General features: G+C 69.6%; 26 protein-coding genes and 1 pseudogene. 10 read left to right on the forward strand and 17 right to left on the reverse strand.

The features are described 5' to 3' along the window. Positions 1-59 precede the first annotated feature (59 nt). From IE265_RS35480 to IE265_RS35505, 6 genes are all read right to left on the reverse strand, one after another. On the reverse strand, positions 60-557 hold the full coding sequence (locus IE265_RS35480; protein WP_190039893.1) for a hypothetical protein: 498 nt from the start codon (positions 555-557) through the stop codon (positions 60-62). Between the two features lie 142 nt (positions 558-699). Further along, the gene (locus IE265_RS35485; protein ID WP_190039894.1) at positions 700-1,482 is read right to left on the reverse strand and encodes a sulfite exporter TauE/SafE family protein; all 783 of its coding nucleotides are present in this window, start codon (positions 1,480-1,482) and stop codon (positions 700-702) included. A 141-nt stretch (positions 1,483-1,623) separates the two neighbouring features. Beyond that, positions 1,624-2,454: an endonuclease/exonuclease/phosphatase family protein gene (locus IE265_RS35490; RefSeq protein WP_190039895.1), complete on the reverse strand. Its 831-nt coding sequence runs from the start codon at positions 2,452-2,454 to the stop codon at positions 1,624-1,626. 201 nt (positions 2,455-2,655) lie between these two features. After that, positions 2,656-2,898, reverse strand: coding sequence for a DUF5302 domain-containing protein (locus IE265_RS35495; RefSeq protein ID WP_190039896.1), 243 nt, complete (start codon positions 2,896-2,898; stop codon positions 2,656-2,658). A 426-nt stretch (positions 2,899-3,324) separates the two neighbouring features. Continuing rightward, complete coding sequence (locus IE265_RS35500; protein WP_190039897.1) at positions 3,325-3,651, reverse strand: hypothetical protein; 327 nt, start codon at positions 3,649-3,651, stop codon at positions 3,325-3,327. 308 nt (positions 3,652-3,959) lie between these two features. Continuing rightward, positions 3,960-4,247 carry a putative quinol monooxygenase gene (locus IE265_RS35505; protein ID WP_190039898.1) on the reverse strand — a complete coding sequence of 96 codons (288 nt, stop codon included), beginning with the start codon at positions 4,245-4,247 and terminating at the stop codon, positions 3,960-3,962. Positions 4,248-4,408: 161 nt separating this feature from the next. Here IE265_RS35505 and IE265_RS35510 point away from each other — a divergent pair, with 161 nt between their 5' ends. After that, positions 4,409-5,218 carry a leucine-rich repeat domain-containing protein gene (locus IE265_RS35510; RefSeq protein WP_229916923.1) on the forward strand — a complete coding sequence of 270 codons (810 nt, stop codon included), beginning with the start codon at positions 4,409-4,411 and terminating at the stop codon, positions 5,216-5,218. Positions 5,219-5,328: 110 nt separating this feature from the next. Further along, positions 5,329-5,709: a hypothetical protein gene (locus tag IE265_RS35515; protein ID WP_190039919.1), complete on the forward strand. Its 381-nt coding sequence runs from the start codon at positions 5,329-5,331 to the stop codon at positions 5,707-5,709. A gap of 108 nt (positions 5,710-5,817) precedes the next feature. Here the strand turns inward: IE265_RS35515 and IE265_RS35520 are convergent, their stop codons facing one another. After that, positions 5,818-6,168, reverse strand: coding sequence for a PRC-barrel domain-containing protein (locus IE265_RS35520; protein WP_190039899.1), 351 nt, complete (start codon positions 6,166-6,168; stop codon positions 5,818-5,820). Between the two features lie 326 nt (positions 6,169-6,494). Here IE265_RS35520 and IE265_RS35525 point away from each other — a divergent pair, with 326 nt between their 5' ends. From IE265_RS35525 to IE265_RS35540, 4 genes are all read left to right on the forward strand, one after another. Continuing rightward, positions 6,495-7,238, forward strand: a complete 744-nt coding sequence (locus IE265_RS35525; RefSeq protein ID WP_190039900.1) for an SOS response-associated peptidase — start codon at positions 6,495-6,497, stop codon at positions 7,236-7,238. A 608-nt stretch (positions 7,239-7,846) separates the two neighbouring features. Beyond that, positions 7,847-8,353, forward strand: a complete 507-nt coding sequence (locus tag IE265_RS35530; RefSeq protein ID WP_190039901.1) for an SRPBCC family protein — start codon at positions 7,847-7,849, stop codon at positions 8,351-8,353. Continuing rightward, complete coding sequence (locus tag IE265_RS35535) at positions 8,346-9,980, forward strand: phytoene desaturase family protein (protein ID WP_190039902.1); 1,635 nt, start codon at positions 8,346-8,348, stop codon at positions 9,978-9,980. The genes IE265_RS35530 and IE265_RS35535 overlap by 8 nt, the downstream gene beginning before the upstream one ends. A 393-nt stretch (positions 9,981-10,373) precedes the next feature. After that, entirely contained in the window at positions 10,374-10,589 is a 216-nt protein-coding gene (locus tag IE265_RS35540; RefSeq protein ID WP_190039903.1) for a DUF6243 family protein, read from the forward strand. 236 nt (positions 10,590-10,825) lie between these two features. Here IE265_RS35540 and IE265_RS35545 read toward each other — a convergent pair. Together IE265_RS35545 and IE265_RS35550 are read right to left on the reverse strand one after the other, a co-directional pair. After that, positions 10,826-11,530: pseudogene (locus IE265_RS35545) on the reverse strand (ADP-ribosylglycohydrolase family protein); the annotation flags it as partial. Positions 11,531-11,656: 126 nt separating this feature from the next. Next, the gene (locus tag IE265_RS35550; protein ID WP_229916924.1) at positions 11,657-12,334 is read right to left on the reverse strand and encodes an RraA family protein; all 678 of its coding nucleotides are present in this window, start codon (positions 12,332-12,334) and stop codon (positions 11,657-11,659) included. A gap of 504 nt (positions 12,335-12,838) precedes the next feature. On the opposite strand from IE265_RS35550, the gene IE265_RS35555 reads away from it, so the two are divergent. Continuing rightward, positions 12,839-13,243, forward strand: a complete 405-nt coding sequence (locus tag IE265_RS35555; RefSeq protein WP_190039904.1) for a RidA family protein — start codon at positions 12,839-12,841, stop codon at positions 13,241-13,243. Positions 13,244-13,371: 128 nt separating this feature from the next. Here IE265_RS35555 and IE265_RS35560 read toward each other — a convergent pair whose 3' ends face one another. Next, positions 13,372-14,571: an epoxide hydrolase family protein gene (locus tag IE265_RS35560; RefSeq protein ID WP_190039905.1), complete on the reverse strand. Its 1,200-nt coding sequence runs from the start codon at positions 14,569-14,571 to the stop codon at positions 13,372-13,374. Positions 14,572-14,778: 207 nt separating this feature from the next. Between IE265_RS35560 and IE265_RS35565 the strand changes: the two genes are divergently transcribed. Then, the gene (locus tag IE265_RS35565) at positions 14,779-15,273 is read left to right on the forward strand and encodes a hypothetical protein (protein WP_190039906.1); all 495 of its coding nucleotides are present in this window, start codon (positions 14,779-14,781) and stop codon (positions 15,271-15,273) included. A 119-nt stretch (positions 15,274-15,392) separates the two neighbouring features. On the opposite strand, the gene IE265_RS35570 is transcribed toward IE265_RS35565, so the two are convergent. The 4 genes from IE265_RS35570 to IE265_RS35585 all read right to left on the reverse strand — a co-directional run bounded on the left by IE265_RS35570 (position 15,393) and on the right by IE265_RS35585 (position 17,705). After that, complete coding sequence (locus IE265_RS35570) at positions 15,393-15,818, reverse strand: group III truncated hemoglobin (RefSeq protein WP_190039907.1); 426 nt, start codon at positions 15,816-15,818, stop codon at positions 15,393-15,395. Between the two features lie 2 nt (positions 15,819-15,820). Beyond that, on the reverse strand, positions 15,821-16,255 hold the full coding sequence (locus IE265_RS35575) for a hypothetical protein (RefSeq protein WP_229916925.1): 435 nt from the start codon (positions 16,253-16,255) through the stop codon (positions 15,821-15,823). Positions 16,256-16,760: 505 nt separating this feature from the next. Then, a complete protein-coding gene (locus IE265_RS35580) occupies positions 16,761-17,126 on the reverse strand; it encodes a hypothetical protein (RefSeq protein ID WP_190039908.1) in 366 nt (121 codons plus the stop codon). 204 nt (positions 17,127-17,330) lie between these two features. Continuing rightward, a complete protein-coding gene (locus IE265_RS35585; RefSeq protein ID WP_190039909.1) occupies positions 17,331-17,705 on the reverse strand; it encodes a hypothetical protein in 375 nt (124 codons plus the stop codon). 248 nt (positions 17,706-17,953) lie between these two features. Here IE265_RS35585 and IE265_RS35590 point away from each other — a divergent pair, with 248 nt between their 5' ends. Next, the gene (locus IE265_RS35590; RefSeq protein ID WP_190039910.1) at positions 17,954-19,177 is read left to right on the forward strand and encodes an NlpC/P60 family protein; all 1,224 of its coding nucleotides are present in this window, start codon (positions 17,954-17,956) and stop codon (positions 19,175-19,177) included. A gap of 367 nt (positions 19,178-19,544) precedes the next feature. On the opposite strand, the gene IE265_RS35595 is transcribed toward IE265_RS35590, so the two are convergent. From IE265_RS35595 to lplAB, 3 genes are all read right to left on the reverse strand, one after another. Beyond that, complete coding sequence (locus IE265_RS35595; RefSeq protein WP_190039911.1) at positions 19,545-20,060, reverse strand: hypothetical protein; 516 nt, start codon at positions 20,058-20,060, stop codon at positions 19,545-19,547. A gap of 123 nt (positions 20,061-20,183) precedes the next feature. Then, complete coding sequence (locus IE265_RS35600; protein ID WP_229916926.1) at positions 20,184-20,477, reverse strand: hypothetical protein; 294 nt, start codon at positions 20,475-20,477, stop codon at positions 20,184-20,186. Between the two features lie 335 nt (positions 20,478-20,812). Continuing rightward, complete coding sequence (lplAB, locus tag IE265_RS35605; protein ID WP_190039913.1) at positions 20,813-21,877, reverse strand: lipoate-protein ligase LplAB; 1,065 nt, start codon at positions 21,875-21,877, stop codon at positions 20,813-20,815. Between the two features lie 293 nt (positions 21,878-22,170). Between lplAB and IE265_RS35610 the strand changes: the two genes are divergently transcribed. Beyond that, positions 22,171-22,518 carry an ArsR/SmtB family transcription factor gene (locus IE265_RS35610; protein WP_190039914.1) on the forward strand — a complete coding sequence of 116 codons (348 nt, stop codon included), beginning with the start codon at positions 22,171-22,173 and terminating at the stop codon, positions 22,516-22,518. Positions 22,519-22,747 lie beyond the last annotated feature (229 nt).

Below are 22,747 nucleotides of genomic sequence, written 5' to 3' on the forward strand. Positions count from 1 at the left end.
TCGAGCACTCGGCGCCCCGGCGGAGGCGTCGGTTCACCGCCGCCTTCCCGGCGGGCCCGTCAGGAGCCCTGCCGGAGTCGCTCGGCAGCCTGACCCGGGGTGTCGTAGTAGCCAGGCCGTGCCAGCAGGACCGAGCTGAAGTGGTAGCCCTGTTCTTCCTCGGGATTGTCGTCGGCTGCGAACGGACGCCAGAAGCTCAGCAGCAAGTCCGGGGCGATGAATGAAGCATCGTCGTCAGGGTCTTCCTCGATCGAGGTGACCTCACCCATGCGCCGCACCACCTCGCGGGCCGGAAGCGTGAACACGTCCACACCGTGGAACAGCACTCGGTCCGTCCGGGACGACGGACTTCCCAACTCGATGGCTTCAAGCCTGTCGCGCATGCAGTGGATGCTGAACATCAGCCCGCTGGGACGGAAGACGTGCTGCCCCGGCCGATCAGACTCCGAGATCGCAGAGACATCGCGGAGCGAGTCCAGCGCCGTGTTGGCCGCGCGCCGGGTCATGCCGATCCGCAATGGGCCGACACCGATCGGCGGGGCGAGTTCGAAGTCCATGCGGGCATGATCCCAAACAGGTCTGTCAGCGGGTCACGAAGGGCCGTCCGGTTCCGGCACGCCATGGAGCGTGGGGCCCCAAGGAAGTTGGACCGGAGCCCGAGTGCCGTTGGCTGCCGTGCGGCGAATGGACGCAGCGCGATCAGGCAAGGATCTGAGCTGCGTAGAGTGCGCCGACGCCGGTGGCGAGCGTGCCGAGCAGCAGCCGGAGGGCGGTTTCGGGCAGGTGCGGCTGGAGGCGTGCGCCGAGGTAACCGCCCAGGAGTCCTCCGGCTCCGCACGACAGGCCCAGCAGCCAGTCGGGGGCGACGGCGCCCGTGGTGGCCAGGGAGAGCAGCGCATAGGTGGCCGCGCCGATGACGGAGGTCACGAAGGTGGAGGCCAGCGCCGCCGGTGCGACGGCGGTGATGGGGGTGCCGCGGCCGACGAGGATCGGGCCGAGCAGGGAGCCGCCCCCGATTCCGTAGATGCCCCCGGCGATACCGACCGCCAGGGCCAGTGACGTCGTCGTACGCGGTGAAGGCTGGTCGTGGGTGCTCGGTGGTGCCGGGCGTACGGTGCGAAGCCACAGCCACAGTCCGAGCGGCAGCAGCAGTGCCGCGACGAGGAGACGGAAGACCTGCGGACCGGGAACGGCGAATACGCGGATCACGGCGCCGATGACGACGCCGGGGACGGTCCCCGCAACGAGCAGGCGCGTCAGCGGCCCGCCCAGTCGCCCGGCCCGCCAGTGGCGCAGGAGGGCACCAGGGCCGGCCACGACGTTGTAGAGCAGATTCGTGGGTGTCACGGCCGGGCTCGGCACGCCCAGCACGCTCACCTGGACGGGCAGCAGGAAGACCGCTCCGGAGACGCCTACCGGTGCGGTGGTGACCGCCAGCAGGAGCCCGGCGGCGAATCCGAGCAGTCCCTTCGACCACTCCACGACAATCCCCTCAGAAATCACCGACCGGCCCCGTTGCAGGTTCCCCCGGTTCGTGTGGACATCGGCCCCGCCCGGATCCCACCGCTGACCGTGTGGGTACGCGATGGGGGAGTGTCCTGGTCCGTGGCGCCGGTCTCCGCGTCAACCCGACCGGAGCAGCCGCGCCTGCACGCCGTAGTGGTCGGACAGGTAGGCCTGGCGGCCGTCGCCCAGCGTCACCTTGTCCTGGAACACGAAGTCGGCGCTGCCGGTCAGCGTCTCGCCGGTTGCGGGCCGGACCAGTACGTGGTCCAAGGCCGGCGGCGACGGCCACCTGGGTGTGGGCCGGTATGTCGGACGAGTGTCGTCGGCGAGGATGTCGCGCAGCCCCGCAGCGGTCAAGAACCCGGCGAGCGCCGCTGAATCGCGCGGGACGTTGAGGTCGCCGACCACGGCGACCGGCAGGGAGGGGCTGATGGCCGCGATCAGCTCCGTGAGCCTGGCCAGTTCGGCACTCGCGATCCGCGTGTACCGGTTGGTCGGCGACCAGTCGTCGTCACGGTTGGCGGACAAGTGGGTGTTCACGACCGCCAGTTCACCGGCCGGGGTGTCGACGAACGCGAGCTGGGCACCTTTGCGCATCAGGAGTTCGCCGCGCACCGGGCCCGTCACCGGGTACGGCAGGAACCGGCATCGACTGATCGGCCATCGGGACAGCAGCACCAGGCCACCCTTGAGCAGGGCCGTGCCCGAGTGGGCGAAGTGCCGGTACGCGGGAGCGGCGCGGCGGATCAGCCGGGCATTGCGGCGGAACATGACCTCCTGCAGGCAGACGATGTCGTAGTCTGACTGGTCGATCGCCGCGCCGAGGGCACCCAGCCGCGCCGGGACATCGCCGGTGAACAGGGTGTTCATGGTCAGCAGCCGCAAGGCATCCGCGGGCTCGGAGCCCCCCGGCCGTCCACTCGTCGCGCTGTGCTGTGAGCCGCTCACGGCGTTGATCCTACTGTCGCCCTGGCTCTCGCCATCGATGGACGCGAAACCGCCGCCGCCCTCGCGGGGAGGGTCAGCGGCGCGGTGCCGGAGCGATCGAGTTCCGTGATGTCGGGGCGACGGGCACGCTCCCTGCCCTCGCAGTCGTCGCCTGGCCGCACGGCTCGCGCCCGAAGCCTCCTGTGCGAGGAGTCCTCGGAATCAGCCGCCGCTCTTTCGGCGGAACGACCTCTGGCTCGCGGCCGGGCCGTGCGCGCCGTGGATCTTCGACTTGTTGCTGTTCGCCCCGAGGTCGGCGGCGTCCGCCTGCATGCCGCGCTTGCGCGCCAGGGCTTCCCGGAACTTGCGCTTGAGGTCGTCCTGGCTGTCGTTCTCGGGCGCAACGGCAGGGGCCTCGTCGTCGACCGGCTCCGTACCTTCGGGCGATGGAGACTCTGCAGTCATGGTGACCTCCTGGGGCGGGACGATGGAAGGGACAGCTTGTCATGCCGGGCCTGTACTTCACTCATCCGCTGCTCACGGAGCACTGGGGCCAAGGCGGCGAGCGCTGCCGGGCGAACCCGAGACCTGGGCGCGTCACTGCGTGGTTCTCGCCCCGTCCGAAGCGTCCGTCCGCTGACCGGGGACGACGGACACCGGCCGAGGAGCCGACGGCAAGGCCACACCCACGCGGGCGTGGGTGTGGCCTTGCCGTTCAATCGATGGCCGGCTCCTGGGCCGAGCCGCCGGCCGGCGAGCGGTGCCGCCTGAGTCGAACAGGAGACCAGGCGGCCCGGCCTGTCCGGCGGGGGAGTCGGGCCATGGGCGGCGGTCGGCCCACGGGTCGGAGCGCCCGCATCGAGGCTCCGCGATCAGTGCGCGACGAATCGTCTACTTCGCCGGTCGGGCGGCCAACTCCCGCTGTCTGGCGGCCAGTGCCCTCGCCAGCACCTTCCCCCGAAACGGATTCGCCGCTGCCAGGGCCGTCGCGACCGACACTGCCTCGTCCAGCAGAGCCAGCCGCTGTTCGGGAAGCTCCCGTACCAGGGGGGAGGTGGTGGCCTCCTCCACCAGGACGTACGCCAGCTTCGAGCCGTACACCTCCGGTGCGACCTGTGTGAGAAGGCGGTAGATCCGCAGCCCTTCCGTGCCGCGCACCACCCTGCGGTTCGCGCTGAGCAGCTTGACCCTCGCCCGCATGACCATGTCCTGATCCAATGATGCCCCTTCGCTCGCCCACTCCCGAGCCGCGCCCGTCGAACGACGGGACAGCGCAGCGAACGCACCGGCAACCGTGAGCGGATGCCGGCACGCAGCCGGAGAGTGGATGACGACGAGTCTGCGGGTGACACGCTGTCCCCGACAAGGCCGAACGGACGTGTGCTCCGTCCTACCGAAACGGCCTCCGAGCAGGCATGATGGACTTGACACTCTCTCAGGACCAGCTTGTGGGCCGTGCCTTCGGCCGGCGCACCTCCCACGGAGCGCCAGTGCGTCCGTACGGGTCGGTGTGCGCGGCGATCCGTTCAGGTCAGTGAGCGCACGTCCGCGATCTCGTACTCGGCCACCGAGGCGCTGAGCATCGCAGTGCTCTGCTGGTCGCTGGGGCCGCTGCCGCGGAAGGCCTCGACGGCCGCCGACGATTCCCAGCGCTCGAAGATGTTGATCCGGCCGACGTCCACCAGGTCTGCGGCGATGACGAAGTCGAGACAGCCCGGCGCGCGGCGGGCCTGTTCGACAACGCCGACGCAGCCCGCGAGGTACGGCTCGCGCTGCTCCGGTTCCACGGCGATGTGTCCTGCGACGATGACCATGATCGACTCCCGCGCTGGGTCTGGACAGGCTGTTGCGGAGTATGACTGTCGATCGCAGCGCAATTCGTCGGTGACACACGAGTGATCGGGCGCCGGGTCGGCTGCGGACACGGGGCGGGTCGGCCGCAATGCGGCCCGGAGCAGCTCCGTACCCTGATGCCATGACGGACGCGGATGAACCGAGGCTTTTCGTGAACCGCTGGGGCGACACATCGGATCCCGCCCCGGAACGGCAAGGGCTTCGCCAGGACGCGTGCAGGTGCTTCGACCAGTCCCTGCCGAACCCGCGAGCCCGCGTCGGATTTCACACCGAACGGCAGGACACCTCTGCGCCGGGCTGGCAGCACCTGCTCGAACTGGTCGACGAGGCCGCCGCCGACGGGCGTGAGGAGTTCGGTCCCCTCACCGGGCTGAGCCCGGAGGAGCGGAGGCAGGTCATCACCCTGCCTCCCAGTATCGCGAAGCTGACTGCGGTCAGACACCTGATGCTCTACGGGAGCAACTTGGTCCGCATCCCGCCCGAGATCGGATCCATGACGAGCCTGGAGGAATTCACCCCGTACACCTCGTACCGACTGCACTGGTTCCCCTACGAGATCACCCGTTGCCGGAAGCTGACCCGGAGCACGGTGAGTACGCGCGCGTTGTTCGGCAACGAGAAGCTGCGGCCGCCCTTCCCGAGGCTTCGGAGTGCCCGGAACTCCGTCGCGGACCTCGATCCGGAGAACCTGGATCCCCGGCGTTGGGGCAGTACGGCCGTCCGTCGCTGCAGTGTCTGCAACGGCCCGATCGCACACGGCGGATTCCGCCAGGTGTGGATCTCGCTACGCGTGGCCACTGACACGCTTCCTCTGCTGGTCGGCGCGTGCTCCTCGGACTGCGTTGCCGAACTGCCCGAAGGCGCAGTGGGTTTCATCACCGCACCGCACTCGGGCGGCCGAGTCGAACAGCCGGCGTCCGACTGGGACTGATCAGACAGAGACTCCGCGATCGACGAGGCGCCTCCACCTCGGACCTACGGCTTGCTGCAGGTCATTGGTACTCTCCGCGTCCGGAGCGAGACGGGGAGATGATCGTGGGAGTGGAACTGTCGAGCCGTCCGAGCCGCTGGTTCAGCGGAATCGGCTTCGGCGTCCTTGTCGGCGGGCTGACCGCGGTGGCGGCCATCGCTGTGATCGGGAGGGCATGGGCTGCCTGTGACATCGGCAGCAATGCAGGAGCCAACGGCATGGGGTTGCTGTTCCTCGCGCCTGTCATTTGGATCGCTGCGGCGGTTCCGTGGGTGGTCCTGCACGGCACCCTCGGAAGACGCCATCCCACGACAGCCCTGATGGCAGGGCTGATCGTCACGTTGTGGTTCACCTGGTTCCTGGTCACATGGCTCGGGATGCCGGACTCGTACCCCGCCTCGACTTGCCCGGGCAACGTCCCGCCCTGGTGGCCGAGCTTCATCCCGGCATGACTCCGGCAGGCTTGTGGACGACCTTGGCGCCGGTGGCGGCCACCTGCTCAGCAGCGCACCCGACCTGCCGCTTCGCGACTACGCTCCTGATGACGGTGTGATGGGCGGTCAGGCGCGGTGGCTCAGGTAGTAGTTGGCGACCTCCGCGTGGTAGTCGGCGTTGCCGAGGTGCTTGTCCTTGTCGAACTCGGGGGAGTGCTTGATCTGCTCCTTGGTGAGGTCGACGAAGATCTTCTTCTCGAGCTGGTCGACTGCCGTCACGGTGCCGGCAGGCAGCAGAACGTGCTTGCCGAAGATCCACACGCCCGTGTCGACGACGAGGTACGAGGATTCGACTTCGTCCGAGTGCTTGTCGACCTTCCCGATGCTGCCGTCGGTGGCCTCGACCTGATATCCGGTCAGATCGGTGCCCACGACATGGCTGATGGTCGGGGGGAAGCCCCAGATCTCGTCGCTCATGAGCCGTCTCCTCACAACGAATGCCCGACGCCCTGCCGGGTGGCGATTCGGGACAGAATAGGTAGCCCAGGGTGCATCGGCGATTTCCCATGCCGGGGCGTCCGGACTTCGGCGTGTCATTCGTGTGGGGTGCGGGAGTGGCGCAGCCCTTGCCGCGCTGTGCGGGACGGCCGTTTCGCCGCGGGACCGGTGGAGCGTCCCTGAAGCGTGCCGAACCTGCGGCGGTACCGCCTGCCTGGCACTCACCCGCCTCCCGAGACACCTCGGTGCCTCGCTGTCCGTAGCGACACGCAACGAAGAAGTGCACGTTGTGGAATGGTGGAGGCATGTGCGGTCGCTATGCCTCCACTCGCGGTCCTTCGGACCTCGTCCAGCAGTTCCAGGTCACCGTCTGGCATCCCGAGGAGGCGCTGGCGCCAAGTTGGAACGTCGCTCCCACCGACGAGGTGTGGGCCGTGCTGGCGCGCGCCGGCCGAGGGGCGGATGATCCCGCATCGGTGGAGCGGGAGTTGCGACCGCTGCGCTGGGGTCTGGTGCCGTCCTGGGCGAAGGACCCGAAGGCCGGCGCGCGGATGATCAACGCGCGGGTGGAGACCGTGCACGAGAAGCCCGCCTACCGCCGGGCCTTCGTCAAACGCCGCTGCCTGCTGCCGGCGGACGGCTTCTACGAGTGGGAGCCGGTCAAGGACGAGGCCACGGGGAAGACGCGCAAGCAGCCGTACTTCATCCGTCCCGAGGATGACCAGGTGATGGCGATGGCGGGGCTGTACGAGTACTGGCGCGACCCGGAGGTGAAGCAGGACGACGACCCGGCCGCCTGGTTGACGACCTGCACCATCCTCACGACGGAGGCCACCGACGCCGCCGGCCGCATCCATCCGCGCATGCCGCTGGCCCTCACCCCGGACCACTACGAGGCGTGGCTGGACCCCCACCACCAGGACCCGGACGATCTGCGGGCCCTGCTCAGCCAGCCCGCCGAAGGCCGGCTCACCACTCGACCCGTCTCCCCGATGGTCAACAGCGTCCGCAACAACGGCCCCCGGCTGCTCGACGATTTCACCGCGTAGAAGCATGCAGCCCCCTCGCGCGGATCGGACCACTGTGGCCCGGCTAGCGCGCGGCCCTGCCCGCCAGGACGGAAGCGGGCGGGCTGCCGGAGGAGCCCTGTCCTCGGGACCCGGCCTGGAATTGGCTGAACGTCGTCCCGAGGACGTCGCTCGACGAATCATCGCCGCGTGGCTTGCGTAGGCCCCAGCCGGCCCGGCCGGAACAGCCGCCCCGCCTCGGCCCGCAGCCGTCCCGCCTCGGGCTCGCACGGCCCCGCCCAGCCGTGCTCGCCCGAGCCGCACGGGTGCGCGGCCCCGTCCGGCACCGGACCCGGTAGCGCTGCGTGACGGGATGGGCGACAGGGGAGCCGTCGTGTGCGGCTGAGCCCGGGACCGCCGCAGCGCCGGGGCGGCTGCAAAGAGGGCGGCGACGAACCGGCGCATCGGCATCCGCGACACAGGCGAGAATGTCGGCCCCGGGACCGACCCGTCGGGGCGGCCGGCAGCTTGACCGGCCAGGACCACCAACGGCGGGTTCATCGGCACCGCACCCCGCGTCCCCCGGCGGTTGACCTCCGGCGATCAGGGAACTCGGCGAAGCATCGGGCAGCGATCGCGGGAGGCGCACGATGGCGGTACGACATCGCCTGGTCAAGGCGAGTCCACAGGCGGTGTGGGACGTCCTCGCCGACGGCGACCGCTACGCGGAGTGGGTGGTGGGCACGTCGTCGACCCGCGAGATGACCGGGGAATGGCCTCGCCTGGGCGCGAAGGTGGCCTACTCGATCCGTGTGGGGCCCGTCAGCCTGGCCAATGAGACGGTGGTACGGCGCTGCCGGGAGCCCGACGTGCTGGAGCTGGAGGCGCGGGCGGGCCCGCTCGGCACGGCACGGATCGCCTTCGAGCTGCGGCCATGGGGCAGGCACTGCCTCGTGATCCTGGACGAACATCCGCTGCAAGGGATCGGCGGGCGCCTGCACAACGCCGGCGTGGACATGCTGACCCAGCTCCGCCACCGGGCCCTGCTCGGCCGACTGGCGAAGGTGTGCGAGTCCGACGCCCGCAGCGCACGGACCGACGGCGTCCCGACGACGCCCGCGGCACGGGTGCAGAACGGAGGTGGCGCCGATGCCTGACGCGGTAGTGATTGGAGCCGGACCCAACGGGCTCGTGGCGGCAAACCTGCTGGCGGACGCGGGCTGGAGCGTGGAAGTCCTCGAAGAACAGCCCGAGCCCGGCGGCGCCGTGCGGCACGACCGATCGGTGGACCCCGAGTTCGTGAGTGACCTCTTCAGCTCGTTCTACCCGCTCGCCGCCGCCTCACCGGTCCTGACCGGACTGCGGCTGCACGAACACGGTCTGCGCTGGAGCCACGCGCCCCACGTCGTGGCCCATCCCCTCACCGACGGCAGTTGCGCGGTCCTCGACCGAGACGTCGACGTCACCGCCCGATCCCTCGACGCCTTCAGCGTCGGGGACGGCGCCGCGTGGCACCGCCTGTACGAGACATGGGAACACCTCCGCCCTGACATCCTCGACGCACTGTTCACACCGTTCCCGCCGGTGCGGGCCACGGTCCGGCTGGCGGCCCGGTTGCGCGCCGCCGGCGGTCTGCGACTGACCCGCACGCTGGCCCTGCCGGTCCGGCGCCTGGGCGAGGAGGAATTCGAGGGCGAAGGCGGCCGGCTGCTCCTGGCCGGCAACGCCCTCCACGCCGATCTCGCGCCGGAAGCCGCAGGCAGCGGCGGGTTCGGCTGGCTGATGGCCATGCTCGGCCAGTCCTACGGCTTTCCCGTTCCCGTCGGCGGCTCGGGCGCCCTCGCCGAGGCTCTGGTCCGACGGCTGCGAGCCTGCGGCGGAGTGCTGCGCTGCGGGCAGCGGGCCAGCCGGATCGTGGTCCGGGGCGGGCGGGCCGTGGGCGTGCGCACCACCGACGGGGAGCAGATCGCCGCAGACCGCGCGGTGCTGGCCGACGTCTCCGTTCCTGCTCTGTACGGCGCGCTGCTGGAACCGGAGCACCTGCCCGCCCAACTGCTCACAGACCTCGGACGCTTCCAGTGGGACTTCGCGACCTTCAAGGTCGACTGGGCACTCGAGGGGCCGGTGCCCTGGCAGGCCGAGGCGGCGCGTCGTGCCGGGACCGTGCATCTGGCCGACGGCGTGAACGAGCTCACCCGGTTCGCCGCTCAGCTCGCGACGGGTCGCATCCCTGACCGTCCCTTCGCGCTCCTCGGCCAGATGACGACCTCCGATCCGGGCCGCTCCCCGGCCGGCACCGAGTCCGCCTGGGCCTATACCCACGTCCCCCAGATCGTCGAGGGCGACGCCGGCGACGAGAAGCTCACCGGCGCTTGGGACGCCGGCGAGCAGGAAGTCATGGCCGACCGCGTCGAACGCCAGGTCGAGCGATTCGCTCCCGGTTTCCGGTCACTGGTCCGTGCGCGCCGCATTCTCGCCCCGCCCACACTCCAGTCCCTCGACGCCAACCTGCACGGAGGCGCGATCAACGGCGGTACGACCGCGTTGCACCAGCAGCTCTTCTTCCGTCCCCTGCCCGGCAGCGGCCGTCCGGAGACCCCGGTGCGCGGGCTGTATCTGGCCTCCGCCGGCGCACACCCCGGCGGTGGCGTGCACGGCGCCCCGGGGTCCAACGCGGCCCGCGCCGCGCTGCGCCGGCACCGCCCGCCCGGCGGCACGTTCGTCCAGCGGGCGCTCGCCCGCCGGGACCGCACCGGAGCCAAGAAGTTGCCTGCCGCCGGCTGACCTGCGCCTGTCCCGCCGCACCGCTGAGACACGGAGCACGCGGTGCACGACCTGCCCCTCGCGAACCGCGCCGTCGTGGTGGGGAGGCGCACCCTGTGCCGTCAGGGCCCGGCACCAGCGCCGTGGTGGGCAGTCCGCAGCAGCTGCCGCACCCGCGAACAGGGCGACCGAACGCGATCGTGGAGGATGCGGCACGGCCGCCACAAGCCACCGCGGGCGGAAAGGTCCTTGGTCTGTGGGGCCGGCGGAAGCGGGTAACGTGTTTGTCAGGTTCTTCCAGGCGCCGAATGTCGAGTGACAGCGTGATGGGCCTCTGCTGACGTTCTTCGACGTCGCCGCCCGCCCTGCACCGATGAACCCGTAGATCACTTCACATCACCACCGGGAGAACCCGTGACCGTGAGCAAGAACATCAACAATCCCGTGGGCATGGGTGGCGGCCAGCGCAAGAAACTCTCCCGCACCGAACGGCAGAACCACGGCCCGCACCGCAACCTCGACCGCAAGAGTGCGGCTGATCTGAAGGCGGAGCTGCTGCGCAAGATGCGCGAGAAGGTGGCTGGGGCCGAGGGCGCGGGGCAGGCGGGCGGCGACGCTGCGCAGAGCTGACGTACCTCCGCCGCGGGGCGGACCGTACGGGGCAGGGCCCGGACCGCGACGCGCGGTCCGGGCCCTGCCGCCGTACCGGGCGTGGTGCCCGTGAATCCGGAGGGCGTCCGAGGCCAACCGGTGATCGGCTTCGACGTCGAGGCCGATCGAGTTGTCATCCTTACGAGGCCGCCGGCCAGGTGGGCGCGGCGGAGGGCCGAAGCTCCTGGGGATGCCATCGCGGAGCAGGAGCCGGTTCAGCCTCCGAGACGGTGCGCCAGGTCGAGGAGATCGGCCAGGTCCAGCATCTGACCGTCGAAGCCCGGGAGGGGTACATGAAGCGGCTGGGTCCAGTGGGCGGGGATGGCGTCGAGCCCGTAGTAGGCCCCCGCGAGGCCTCCGGTCGCGGCGGCGACGGTGTCCGTGTCCCCGCCGAGGTCGATCGCCGCGCGTAGGGCGTCTTCGAAGCTGGTGGTCGTGCGCAGGGCCCAGACGGCGGAGCCCAGGCAGGGCCATACCGCGCCGTTGAACTCGGTGGCCTCATCGGGGTGCCAGTCGGGCGCGAGGACCACGGCGTAACGGTCGCGGTGGTCCGGGTGGACGAGGGCCAGGATGTCAGGGAGCGCGGTGAGGGGGTCCGTGTTCTCGAACGTCACGCGAGCGAGTTCGTGGAAGATCGCGGTTCCTTCCCACGCCGCGCGGTCGCCGTGGGTGAGGGCGGCGATGCGGCGGGCGGCGTCCATGGTGGCTTCCCGGCCGGCGGGAGCGAAGTGGACCGCGGACGTGGATGCCCGCATCAAGGAGCCGTTTCCGGCTGCTCGTTGGTTGACCTGGAAGTGGACCGCGGCGGCGAGGTCCCAGGGCATGCCGTTGGTCAGGACGTCCTCAGTCTGCAGGCCGATGTCCTTGGGGTCCGATGCTGCCCACCGCTGGAAGCGGGCGAAGATGTCCGGCAGATCCAGGCTATCCGGGAGCGGAGGGCCCTGTTGCCCGTCAGCCGCCCCACGACGTGACGTGATCGCCCAAGTAGGCGACCAGTTCGGGCGGTTGGAGTCTCAGCGCTGCCACCGTCGGTACCTCCGGTGAGACTACCTGGCGGCCTGCTCTCCGGGGCGAGACCTCGGTTCGCCGTCGTTCCTGGTCGGCAGGTTCATCTCCACGAAGCTGTCTTCCTCGTTGACCACATTCACGGCTTCTTCGAGCACAGCCAGCACTTCCGGGGCCGGAATGACGGCCGCCCCGGCGGCGTCGGCGAAAACGTAGTCACCGGGGCGGACGAGCACGCCCGACACCATCACGGGACGGTTTGCCTCGAACGGGGTCACCACGTCACCGCCCCATCGCACGGCTTCCCCTCGGCAATAGGCGGCGAAGTCGAACTCCGCGAGTTCCGCGAAGTCGCGCAAGCGGCCGTCTGCGAGGATTCCGGCCAGCCCGTGGGCGCCGACCAGCGACAACTTGGCCTTACCGCAGAGTGAAGTGTCCGGATAGCCGTTGCTCGCGAGCACCAGCACATGCCCAGGCCCTTTGTCGCGAATTGCCTCGCTGAAAAGGTCGGCGAAGTTGTATTGGTCGGTCGGCATGTTCTGCCGACATGACGGCAGGTACGAAATGGTCACGGCCGGCCCGAAGAGCTGCCGCTCAGGTGTTGGACTCCTCAGGTCCGTCAGGTGGCATCGATGACGATGGAATCGCCCCATCGCGTCGACCACGTCCGCCGTGCGTACGCGGGCTGCCAAGGAGCGCAGTCGTGCATCGTCATCCACCTCGGGCCTCCTGTGGGCGGAACTGTCCAGGTTTCGCTGGTTGGGACTCGCGCTGGGACCCCCATCGCGTCAGCGGCATCCGCAATGCGGTCACGACGACATCGCCTGGAGGGTTGAGTACGCGCAGGCGCCCCAAGCGACACCACTATTTTGCGCTGTCCACGGAACGACTGCTCGGCGAGCATGGGACGGCACGTCGGAAGGAAAGCCGTACTTGTGTCCCGCTTGCGGGGAGGCGCGGGCGGACGAGCGCGCTCGAAGCGATGTCTCGCTGATCATCGGGAAGCCAGGAACCGCGTGCCGGAGAAATTTCAGCGGCACCTCGTCAACCATGCTGATCGCGGCCCAGGTGGATCGGGGCCGGTCACTGTTTCATCATGGAGGTGACAGCTCCCGGCAATTACTGGCAAGGCGACTGTCGCACGATTGCGGCACGGCTGACTCTCGCGGGCGTTCGTGGTGCCAGCGGAGTCGGGACCACCGGACCACAGGAGGAATGGAACCGTGAGTGCCTCGTTCAAAGAATTCAACTTCGGTGTCCCCTGGGAGGATCTGTACGGCTACAGCCAAGCTGTCCAAGCCGGTGACACGCTCTACATCTCCGGGCAGGTGTCGCACGACGAGACCGGAGCCTTCATAGGCTCGGGCGATTTCGAGCGCCAGGTGCAGACGACGTTCGACAACCTTGATCGGGTGTTGCAGTTCTTCGGCGCCAGTCGCGGTCAGATCGTCGAGACGACTGTCCTCGTCAGGAATCTGCGGGAGAACTTCGACACGATGGCCCGCATGCACTCCGCGTACTGCGGCGACCACCGGCCCACCAGTACCGTCATGGGCGTCGTCGACCTTGCGTTGCCCGATCAGCTCGTCGAGATAGGCGCGGTCGTTCGCCTGGACGTGCAGCGCTGACCGCTGGGGCGACGTCGAGGCCGTGACCCGAGGCGATCACTGCTGCCGGTCGGCGAGATGGCCGGCCGGTCCGCCGCACTCGGTGCAAGCGCGGTTGCCGTCGCCGACTCCGCCCGCCGGCCCAGACCTCAGCGCAGGGGGCGGAACGCGGCGCGTACCTCCTCCGTGAAGAGCGCCGGCTCCTCCCAGGCGGCGAAGTGTCCGCCTCTGTCGGCCTTGTTGAAGTAGGCGAGGCCGGGGTAGACCGCTTCGGCCCAACTGCGCGGGGCGGCCCAGATCTCGCCGGGGAACGTGGTGAACGCGACCGGGACGGTGACCGGCGGTGGAGCCTGGCCCGATGCGGTGGCAGCCGCCACGAACCGCCCGAACTCCCAGTACCACCGGGCCGCGGACTCCCCGGTGCCCGTCAGCCAGTACAGCGTGATGTTGTCGAGGACGGTGTCCCGCGACAGATTGCCCACCGGCTCGCCCTCGACGAACGCGCGGGAGATCTTGTAGTAGCTGTCCGTGTCGTGGTCGAGCATCCAGGCGGCGAGTGCCAGGGGAGAGTCCAGCAGGGCCTGACCAATGGTCTGGGGTCGGGTGGACTGCTCCAGGAAGTAGCCGAAGCCGTCCGAGGTGAACGTCTCCACCGCGGCGTTCGCCGCGCGCTCCTCCTCGGACTCACTGGGGAGTTGGCCCTTGAGGCCGAGCGCGCCCGCCAGCAGGTTGACGTGGATGCCGAGCAGTCCCTGGGGACCCTGGCGGCCCATCGTGTCCGTGACGTCGGCACCAACATCGCCGCCCTGGGCGACGTAGCGTGTGTAGCCGAGGCGATTCATCAGCTCCGCCCATGCCAGGGCGATGCGGCCGGAGTTCCAGCCGAGTTCCGTCGGCGCGTCGGAGAAGCCGTAGCCGGGCAGGGACGGCAGCACGAGGTGGAACGCGTCCTCGGCGCTGCCTCCGTGCGCGGTCGGGTCGGTCAGCGGACCGATGGTGTCGAGCAATTCGATCACCGAGCCGGGCCAGCCGTGTGTCATGATCAGCGGCAGCGCGTCCTCGTGAGGTGACCTGACATGGATGAAGTGGATGTCCACTCCGTCGATCTCGGTCTTGAACTGCGGCAGGGCGTTCAGTCTCGCCGCGCATCTCTGCCAGTCGTACTCGCCCGTCCAGTAGCCGGCCAGGGCCTGGAGGGTCGCCAGTTGGACACCCTGTGACCGGTCGGGCACGAGCTCCCGAGAGGGCCAGCGCGTCGCCTCGATCCGGCGGCGCAGGTCGGCGAGTTGCTCTTCGGGGGTCTCGACCTGGAAGGGACGAACGGCTGTCGCGTCACTCGGGACGGGCATGACTGCACTCCTCGGCCTGGTGGGCGGGCAAGGCCTCGCTCACTGATCCGCAAATCCCCCACTTTCGAGTCTGCGCTGGCTCGAGGTCCCTCGCCACAGGGCGACCTCTTCCGGCCGGTGGACCGGTGCGTGGTCGACGGCCTGTCCGTCCGGCTGTACGTTTCACCTCCGGTGCGGGTTGATCGTGTCGATCCACTTCAGTGATGGGTGATCCAGATGAACGACCCTGTCGGCTTCGACAGCCCAGCCGGCGCGGGTGGCGCGCCGCACGTCTTCCGGCTGGGAGTGGTGCAGATCGCCGCGCCCGTGCTGGGTGGGGGTCTGGCGAGCATCGTATTGGCGTACGTGCTGGTGGGGGCCAGTGGTGGGCGCCCAACTTCGGGGGAGTTGTGGACCTGGGTCTCGGCGACTCTGCTCGCGACTGTGGTCGTGCCGGTCCTGCCGCCCCACCACCGTGTCGAGCTTCGGGACGACTGCCTCGTCATCCGTGGGGGCGGGCGCCGTGAAATCGCGTGGCGCGACGTCATCGGCATGGAGGTCCGGAGGACCGCAGGTGTCCGGACGGTCGCCGTGCACGTGTCGGATGGACGCCTGATAACGCTGCGCGCGCCAATGTCCTTGCTCGACCGAGGTTTTGACGACAAGGCCCAGGTCCTCATGGGCTGGTGGACCGCGCGCCGGAGCGGCGCCGACCGTATGTAGCGGCCGAGTTGGGGAGAGCAACTCCTTCGCCCCGATCGAAGCGATCCGGCCCGACCCTCTCGGAGACCCCGCCGGCCCGGGCTGCGCAGCGACTCGGGAACGAGGGCCGCATCGGGTGCTCAGACTGCGGGCGCCCGGCGTTGGATGGTGATCAGCTCGCTGCTGTCCGTGCCGTTGACCCGGCGCAGCAGTGATCCGGCGATGCGTTCGGCCTGGCGTTTGGCCAGTTCGGCCTTCTCGCCGGTGAACAGGTCGTCCACGGTGCCGCTCCACAGGCTCAGCCAGCGCGAGAAGTGCTGGGCCTCGAGTGGCGCGAGGCGGTGCAGCTGAACATGGACCTGCAGGGCGTTGCGCCGGTAGAGGCCCGCCCGGAAGAGCACCGTCTCCCAGAAGTCGCACATGACGGGCAGGTGGGCGGGCAGATCCATGTGCGCGATGTCCGTGAAGAGCGGACCGATCAGCGGGTCCGCGAAGGCTCGCCGATAGAACTCGGTGACCAGGAGTGAGACGTCGTCGCGGTCCGCAAGGTCGTGTTCGGGCGCCATGGTCAAAGCCTTTCCAGCACGAGTACGGTGCCGAGCGCGGCCAGGACGAGGACCTTCCCGACCTCCAGTCCGACGTACGTCAGATGACCCCGGCTCCGGGGGAGCGGGGCGCCCGCGATGATCTGCAGGGCGCGTCGGTCCAGTTTCGGCCGCAGCACGAAGACCTGGACGAGGAGGATCACCCCGGCGACGGCCAGCAGGGCGATGGCCCAGCCACCCGGCGGGGCCACCGCCGCCGCCGCTGCCGCGAACAGGGCGAGGGCCAGCTCCACGCGGTTCAGGGCGCGGAACACGAGGCGCCCGATGCCCAGACCCAGCGGCACGGTGATCCCCTCCGCCCGGAATTTCAGCGGTGCCTCCAGGAACGAGATGGCGAGCACCATGCCGAGCCACAGGAAGGTCCCTGCCTCCTGGACGAGTGCGGCGAAGCTGTTCACGGTTGCACCTGCGGCATTCGGGCCGGGGGCATCGACGGCCTCCTGGTTGCGACGGAGTAGGCGCCCCCGGTCCGGGGGGAACCGGGGGCGTGCTCAGCCTACCAAAACTGGCATGCGAGATGCATATTTAAATTCGCCGTGCGGCGGCCGAGGCGCGGCGCCCCGCCGCGAGTCCGCCCCGGCCCGTCCGCCCCGGCCCGTCCGCCCCACCGTGCGCCCGCGCCGATGCCTGGAGCGAGTCGGCTGTCTCGGTGTGCCCGGCCGTGCTTCAGGCGCAGCCCGGAGTTCCGAGCAAGCCGACGGAACCAAACGGCGCGGGCCGGACACGGCTGCTTCCAGCCGCGACCACCCCCTTCAGGGAGGGGGCGCGACCACCACCCGGCGGACGCGGCTCGCAGCGCGGCTTCCACACCGTGGCGCCCACGAGCGGGCCAGGTGGGCCTCCGGAGCGTGAACACGCGTGAGCCCCGGGAGGTCCACTCTCTCCCGGGACTGCCGCGACACCTTACGGGCTGACGATGACGGAGTTGAACGGGGTGAGGTCGAGGTCCGTCCAGGCACCTTCATAGAAGGTCCAGTCGCAGTCCTCGCCGTTCGAGCCCCGGCACAGCTGGAACTTCCAGTCGTCCGTCTGGTTGTTGAACACGGTGTGGACGCCAACCTGGTTGTAGAGCTTGTGAACCCCTCGGGACCAGTACTGGTTGGTCACACCACCGCTGCCGTCGGGTCCCCCGTAGATGCACGCGGCGCCGGACGGACAGCCGGCGGGGGCCGCCGAGGCCGGCGACGCCGACAGTGCTCCCGTGCCGAGTGCCAACAACGCGGTCGTGGCCACCGCCGCGACCCTTCTCCGGATCGGCGTACGCGTCATGTGTTTCCCCTCGATCGTTGTGGAACGGACGACGTGCGGCAGATCTGTCTCCGGGGTGGGCCCGGCGCCGCACGAAGGCCGAGGTGCTTGGAGACAAGCGATGGGGCGACCTCACATCGGCCCACGCCTGTGAAGAGTCGGATTGACAGGCCCCCTCCGGGGTGCCGTGCCGTCGCCCCGTGGTGGCGCCCGCCCCGACTGCCGCTAGTTGTAGTGCGGGCGCAGGTGGAGGGAGTTGATGGGATTCAGGTCCCGGTACTCGCCGTGGCCCGCCGCGATCGAGGACGTGCAGTCGTTCGCGTTGTAGCTGAGGCACAGCTCGACCACCGCGCCGTCGTACTGATTGTTCAGCACCCAGTGGTTGCCGACCTGGTTGCTGAGGTTGTGTGCGCCGTAGGTCCAGTAGATGTGGCTCGGCGACACGGCCGGGTTCTGGTTCTGCGGGTAGACACAGACCGCGCCGTACGGGCAACCGGCCCAGTCGGAGGCCGGCTTGGCCTGGGCGGTACCTGTCGCGATCACGGCCGCGGTGACGGCAGCGAAGGCCAGGGCACCGGTGCGCCGCAGCATTCTGCGCATGTCGAATTCTTCCTCTCCTGCGGGTTTGCGTTCGGATCATGGAAACCGTACGAGAAGGGCGACCGGACGTGTCCTGACAGATGTCAGGGACCGCTGCGCAGGCTGGGTCCCTAGGTTCGGGGGAGACCATCGCAGACCCAGGGGGAGCCGTGATCGACGGAATCCGCAGCATCCGGAGAACCAGAAGAGCAGCGTCCGGAACGAGAGGCCGGGAGGGGCGTCCCTGGGGGCGCAGGTTGCGGCTCCTCGTGGCCGCGCTCGTGACGGTGGTGAGTCTCGGCCTGCCGGCCGTGACGGCGGCTCCGGCGGCGGCAGCCGGATGCGCCCCGCTCCAGTCCGGCGCGAGCCCGGCGGCGGAGGCTGCCGTCGAGGTCGCGTGCCGGTACGTCGGCCAGCAGTACGCCTGGGGCGGCGGTCACGCGCAGGGCGTGCCGGGTCCGAGCCAGGGGCAGATCGACCACACCTCACCGGAGTCCTACGCCGACCCGGAGCTGTGGAGTTTCGACTGCATCGGCCTCGTGCGCTGGGCCTGGTACAAGGCGACCGGCCGGGACCTCATCACCGAGCGCACGACTCAGGCCACCTTCGAAGCGCCGGGCTACGCGCACACCAAGTTCCACAAGTCCCAGGGGTCGGGCGTCCTGCGTCCCGGCGACATCATGTACTTCGGACGTGAGGGCTTCGGGCCGACGCACGTCGCGCTCTACCTCGGCAACGGCAAGATGGTCGAGGCGCCGCAGTCGGGCATGAACATCCAGGTCAACGACATCAGTGCCCGCTGGGAGCGCTACCAGGGCGCCTTCCGGCCGCACGCCGACGTCACGCCGATGGTCTGGTCCTGGGACGGCCGCGGCTCCTTCCACAAGACATGGGGCCAGCCCAACCTGCGGCAGAACTCGAACACGGGCAGCGGCATCAACTTCACGAACGGCAACGGCATCTCCGTGAAGGTGCGGGTGCTGTGCCAACGTGTGGGGGAGCGAGCCACGGTCGACGGCATGGTGAACAACGTCTGGTCCTTCCTGCCGGACTACCACAGCTGGATCAGCAACCTCTTCGTGCAAGGGCCGGCGGTGCTCAAGGATGTACCGTCCTGCGGTGACTTCCCGGAGATCGGGGGCACCCTGGCCGGCGCGGAGAACAACACCTCGTGCGGCGACGGCACCGAGCCCAACTCCGCCGGAGCCTGGACAGCCAAGTCGACCACCGTGTTCGGCCGCACGGTGGAACTGCGCTACAACGGCACCACCGAGTGCGCTTGGGGACGTATCACCGGCGGTGCGCCGGGCGACGAGATCTGGGTCGACCGCAGTGCCGACGGCGGCAGGACCTGGTCGCCGATGCTCGGTTTCACCACCATCACGACGGGCAACGACGCGTACACCACCCAGTGGAACGACTCCGGCCTCGTCATGAGGGCCTGCGGAACGAACGGCCCGGGGGGCGCCATCGAGTGCACCGGGTGGTTCTGACGCTGCCGCCAGGCCAGTCGCGCCGGCCGGTTGCGGGAGGTCCTGCCTCCCGCAACCNNNCGATCGCTCAGGGCGTTCGACCGCACAAGCAGTTGCTGTGGTCCTCACTCGCCGCGCCCGGCGGAAGGGGGCGGGGCTCCGCCAGACGGCGCAACCCGCCGAGGACGTCGTCGAGTTCTCGCGCGTGGTGGGACTGGATCTTCTCGGTGATCACATACCCGGCGGCACTTCGGATGACGGCGGGTCGACGGTCCAGCCCGCCAACGACAGCGGCCACGCACCCCACTGGGGTCGGACCGCTGTGGGCGACGCGACGCCGAGCAGTACGTCGTAGCTGTCCCCCCAGCCGATGACGCGGCCGTTGAGCTCAGTGCACTTCGTCGTCGTGTACTGCGCCGCGCCTGTTGTAGATCGCGAGTGCCAGTGCGTTCAACGCGGACCGGGCCTGCTGCACGTCGCGGCTCTCATCGATCACTTCCAGTGCCTCGGCCGCCGCCACTCTCACCGCCAGGGGCAGGCCGTCATGGGCGGCGAGCCGGTAGGCGACCGTACGGCGGACCTGCCGCTCGTGCGGGCTGACGCCGCCCGGAGTCAGTGGGAAGGAAGCTGCCTTGTACAGCGAGATTCCCATCAGGACGGTGTCCTCCGTGCCCTCCGCACGGCCGTCTCCCAGGGCGGCGCGTACCGAATCCTCAACCCGCAGGCCGGCGAGCGCCATTGCGATCTTCGCCCCCAGGAGCATCCCGGCCGTCCCCACCGCGGCTCCGGTCAGAGAGCCCCACGCGCCGGCCAGCCGGAATCCGGCGTAGCCCCCGACACCCGCCACGCTCGCGAGCGACAGCGCGAACGCCGCGTACAGGCGTGTGGAGGGCGAGAGGTTCATGCCGAGCAGTATGCACACCGGCGCGCCCGCCCAACGGGCCGACCACCGAGTCCCGCACACTCGGGACGCCCTGAGCGCAGGCGATACGCGGACCCGGGCCCGGACGCGCTCCGTTGCGCAAAGCTACCGAGTGCCGTCCGAGGCCCTTCGGAAGTCGGCCACGAGCCGGTGCGCGTACTCGTTCTCAGGACCAAGAGACTCAACCGCTTCGTTGGCCTCCCGAAGCTTGCCCTTCCCGCACAGCAAACGCACGAGGTGATACAAGGCACCACTGTCGCCGGCCTCGGCACGGCGGCGCAGCGCTGTGTCCATCCCACGCTCGTGAAGCGACCTGTTGAGTCGCCGACGGGCGTGGACGTCTGTGGGCGCAAGTTCGGCTAGCTGGTCGAATCGCTCTGCCCGGACGAGCAGATCCATATGCCAAAGATGATTGTCGTGCGCGTGGCAATCTGCGGAGTAGCACTCGGCACGAGCGCTCACCAGCGAGATGGCTGTATCCCAATCACTGATCTGTTCCGCCGTTCGTACCTGCTCGCGCCATTCCACAGAGCGAGTATCGCGCGGCGCTCCCCTCTACGACATGGAGAATCGGGGTCCAGCGAGCGTCCTTCGGCCGACTCCGAGGTGGGCGTGTGAGTCGAGCCGGGCAGCGGTGGTGGTGGTGCATGAGCCTGCCCGGGGGTGCGCTCGGCCACCCGTCTGCGTGGCAGGACGTGGAACCCCTTGGTGTCAGGGGTTCGGTGGACCACCTGTCAGGGCACCCGGGCTGTCCACTCGGGGGAGAGGAACTTCGTGCGCATGAGTTCCCGCGCGCGGTCGAGTTCCTCCTCCGTGGCCGCGCCGTCGGTCAGTCCGTAGCGCTGCCGGAACGAGGCGATCATGCCCTTGATCACCGTTTCGCGGGCCAGGCCGGTCTGTCGGCGCAGCGGGTCGACACGCTTCTTCGCGCTCTTCGTGCCCTTGTCGGAGAGCTTCTCCCTGCCGATCCGGAGCACGTCGAGCATCTTGTCGGCGTCGATGTCGTACGCCATGGTCACGTGGTGCAGCACGGCGCCGGGACCACCGCCGGGTCCCGCGAGGCGCTTCTGGGCGGCGCCGGCGATCTTTCCCTGCTCCGTGGCGATGTCGTTGAGCGGCTGGTACCAGGCCTTGATGCCCATGTCGCCGAGGGCCTCCAGCACCCAGTCGTCGAGGTAGGCGTAGCTGTCCTGGAAGGAGAGTCCCTGCACCAGCGATTCGGGCACCGAGAGCGAGTAGGTGATCGTGTTGCCGGGCTCGACGAACATCGCCCCGCCGCCGGAGATGCGTCGGACGACCTGGATGCCGTGCTGTTCGGCGGCTTCGGGGTCCACCTCGTTGCGCACGGACTGGAAGCTCCCGATGATTACCGCCGGGCTCGCCCACTCCCACACCCTCAGCGTCGGCGGCCGGCGCCCTGCGGCGACCTCCGCGGTGAGCACCTCGTCCAGCGCCATGTGGAGTGCGGGCGACTGCGGACCCTCGTGGATCAGTTGCCAGTCGTAGTCGGTCCAGTCGGTGGCGTGGGCGACCGCGCGCCGCACGGCGATTCCGACGCCCTCCGGTGTCAGTCCGTACATGACGGTGCCCTTCGGCAGAGCGCCGTTGATCCGCTCGGCCAGCCCTGCCGCGTCGGTGTCGTCGGGGGCGCCGTCCAGGGCGTGGTTCATGGCTTCGAGTGCCTCGTCCGGTTCGAGGAAGAAGTCGCCCGCGACCCGTACGTCGCGCAGAGCGCCGTTCTCCACCTCGAGGTCCACTACGACGAGCTTGCCACCGGGGACCTTGTATTCTCCGTGCACGACGTTGCCATCCTTTCTGATACGCGCTTCAACAGTGTGGGACGGCGCCGTGTTCCCCGAGACGCGTGACACAGAGCGCCCGACGGTCGACGTCTGTGGCGCGCAGGGCGCGGGGGGTGCGCCGGGGCCTCGCGGTCGGCGGCGAGTGGGCGGGCCTGTGAGCGCGGGCCTGTGAGGGGGCGTTCGCGGTCCCGGCCCTCTCGCGGGACCGGTCCGCCGGACGTGCCACGCGGCCCGAGAAGCGGCCCGCCGGCCTTGTCCGCTGGGTTCCGAAGGTGGATTACGCTGTGAGGATGGTGGACCGGACTGCTTCCTCCGCGCGTGACGACGCGACGCTGCCGCGCGTGCTCGCCGCGCTCAGCGACCCGACCAGGATCGGCATTGTCCGCACGCTGGCCGACGGTGCCGAGCACGGCTGGGGGAGCCTTCGGGTGCCGGTCGCGAAGTCGACCCTCAGCCACCACATGAAGGTGCTGCGCGAGGCGGGCCTGACACAGGTCCGGGGCGAGGGCACTCGTTGTTACGTGACGCTGCGTATCGACGAGATGGAAGAGCGGTTCCCCGGGCTGCTGCCGTCCCTCCTCGCCGCCGCGGCCGCGGAGGGCGTGGGTACGCACGTGGGCATGGCCGCGGAGGGCTAAGGGCTCGGCCTGTGCGACGTCGTTCGGAGTAGGCTTCCCCATTCGAGGACGTCACGTTAAGTGATCGTCGCCGTCGAGCGGGCTCCCGTACGGTGTTCCCTCTCCGCTGAGGGTGTGACCCTCGGCTCCCGACAGTGTGATCGGGCGGGCGACCCGCGCTGTCGAGAGGTTCGCCGAAGTCGGAGCGCACGTCGCGGCCGTGGGGCGGCGCGGGGCGCCCGGCGTCGTG

The sequence above is a fragment of the Streptomyces fructofermentans genome (assembly GCF_014651055.1).
Taxonomy (GTDB): Bacteria; Actinomycetota; Actinomycetes; order Streptomycetales; family Streptomycetaceae; genus Streptomyces; species Streptomyces fructofermentans.

What these genes read in the sequence shown, in the direction of transcription:
- IE265_RS35480 (WP_190039893.1), bottom strand. Translation starts at nt 557, where the DNA reads ATGGACTTCGAACTCGCCCCGCCGATCGGTGTCGGCCCATTGCGGATC.
- IE265_RS35495 (WP_190039896.1), bottom strand. Translation starts at nt 2,898, where the DNA reads ATGACTGCAGAGTCTCCATCGCCCGAAGGTACGGAGCCGGTCGACGAC.
- IE265_RS35505 (WP_190039898.1), bottom strand. Translation starts at nt 4,247, where the DNA reads ATGGTCATCGTCGCAGGACACATCGCCGTGGAACCGGAGCAGCGCGAG.
- IE265_RS35510 (WP_229916923.1), top strand. Translation starts at nt 4,409, where the DNA reads ATGACGGACGCGGATGAACCGAGGCTTTTCGTGAACCGCTGGGGCGAC.
- IE265_RS35520 (WP_190039899.1), bottom strand. Translation starts at nt 6,168, where the DNA reads ATGAGCGACGAGATCTGGGGCTTCCCCCCGACCATCAGCCATGTCGTG.
- IE265_RS35525 (WP_190039900.1), top strand. Translation starts at nt 6,495, where the DNA reads ATGTGCGGTCGCTATGCCTCCACTCGCGGTCCTTCGGACCTCGTCCAG.
- IE265_RS35530 (WP_190039901.1), top strand. Translation starts at nt 7,847, where the DNA reads ATGGCGGTACGACATCGCCTGGTCAAGGCGAGTCCACAGGCGGTGTGG.
- IE265_RS35535 (WP_190039902.1), top strand. Translation starts at nt 8,346, where the DNA reads ATGCCTGACGCGGTAGTGATTGGAGCCGGACCCAACGGGCTCGTGGCG.
- IE265_RS35560 (WP_190039905.1), bottom strand. Translation starts at nt 14,571, where the DNA reads ATGCCCGTCCCGAGTGACGCGACAGCCGTTCGTCCCTTCCAGGTCGAG.
- IE265_RS35570 (WP_190039907.1), bottom strand. Translation starts at nt 15,818, where the DNA reads ATGGCGCCCGAACACGACCTTGCGGACCGCGACGACGTCTCACTCCTG.
- IE265_RS35580 (WP_190039908.1), bottom strand. Translation starts at nt 17,126, where the DNA reads ATGACGCGTACGCCGATCCGGAGAAGGGTCGCGGCGGTGGCCACGACC.
- IE265_RS35585 (WP_190039909.1), bottom strand. Translation starts at nt 17,705, where the DNA reads ATGCGCAGAATGCTGCGGCGCACCGGTGCCCTGGCCTTCGCTGCCGTC.
- IE265_RS35595 (WP_190039911.1), bottom strand. Translation starts at nt 20,060, where the DNA reads ATGAACCTCTCGCCCTCCACACGCCTGTACGCGGCGTTCGCGCTGTCG.
- IE265_RS35600 (WP_229916926.1), bottom strand. Translation starts at nt 20,477, where the DNA reads ATGGATCTGCTCGTCCGGGCAGAGCGATTCGACCAGCTAGCCGAACTT.
- IE265_RS35610 (WP_190039914.1), top strand. Translation starts at nt 22,171, where the DNA reads ATGGTGGACCGGACTGCTTCCTCCGCGCGTGACGACGCGACGCTGCCG.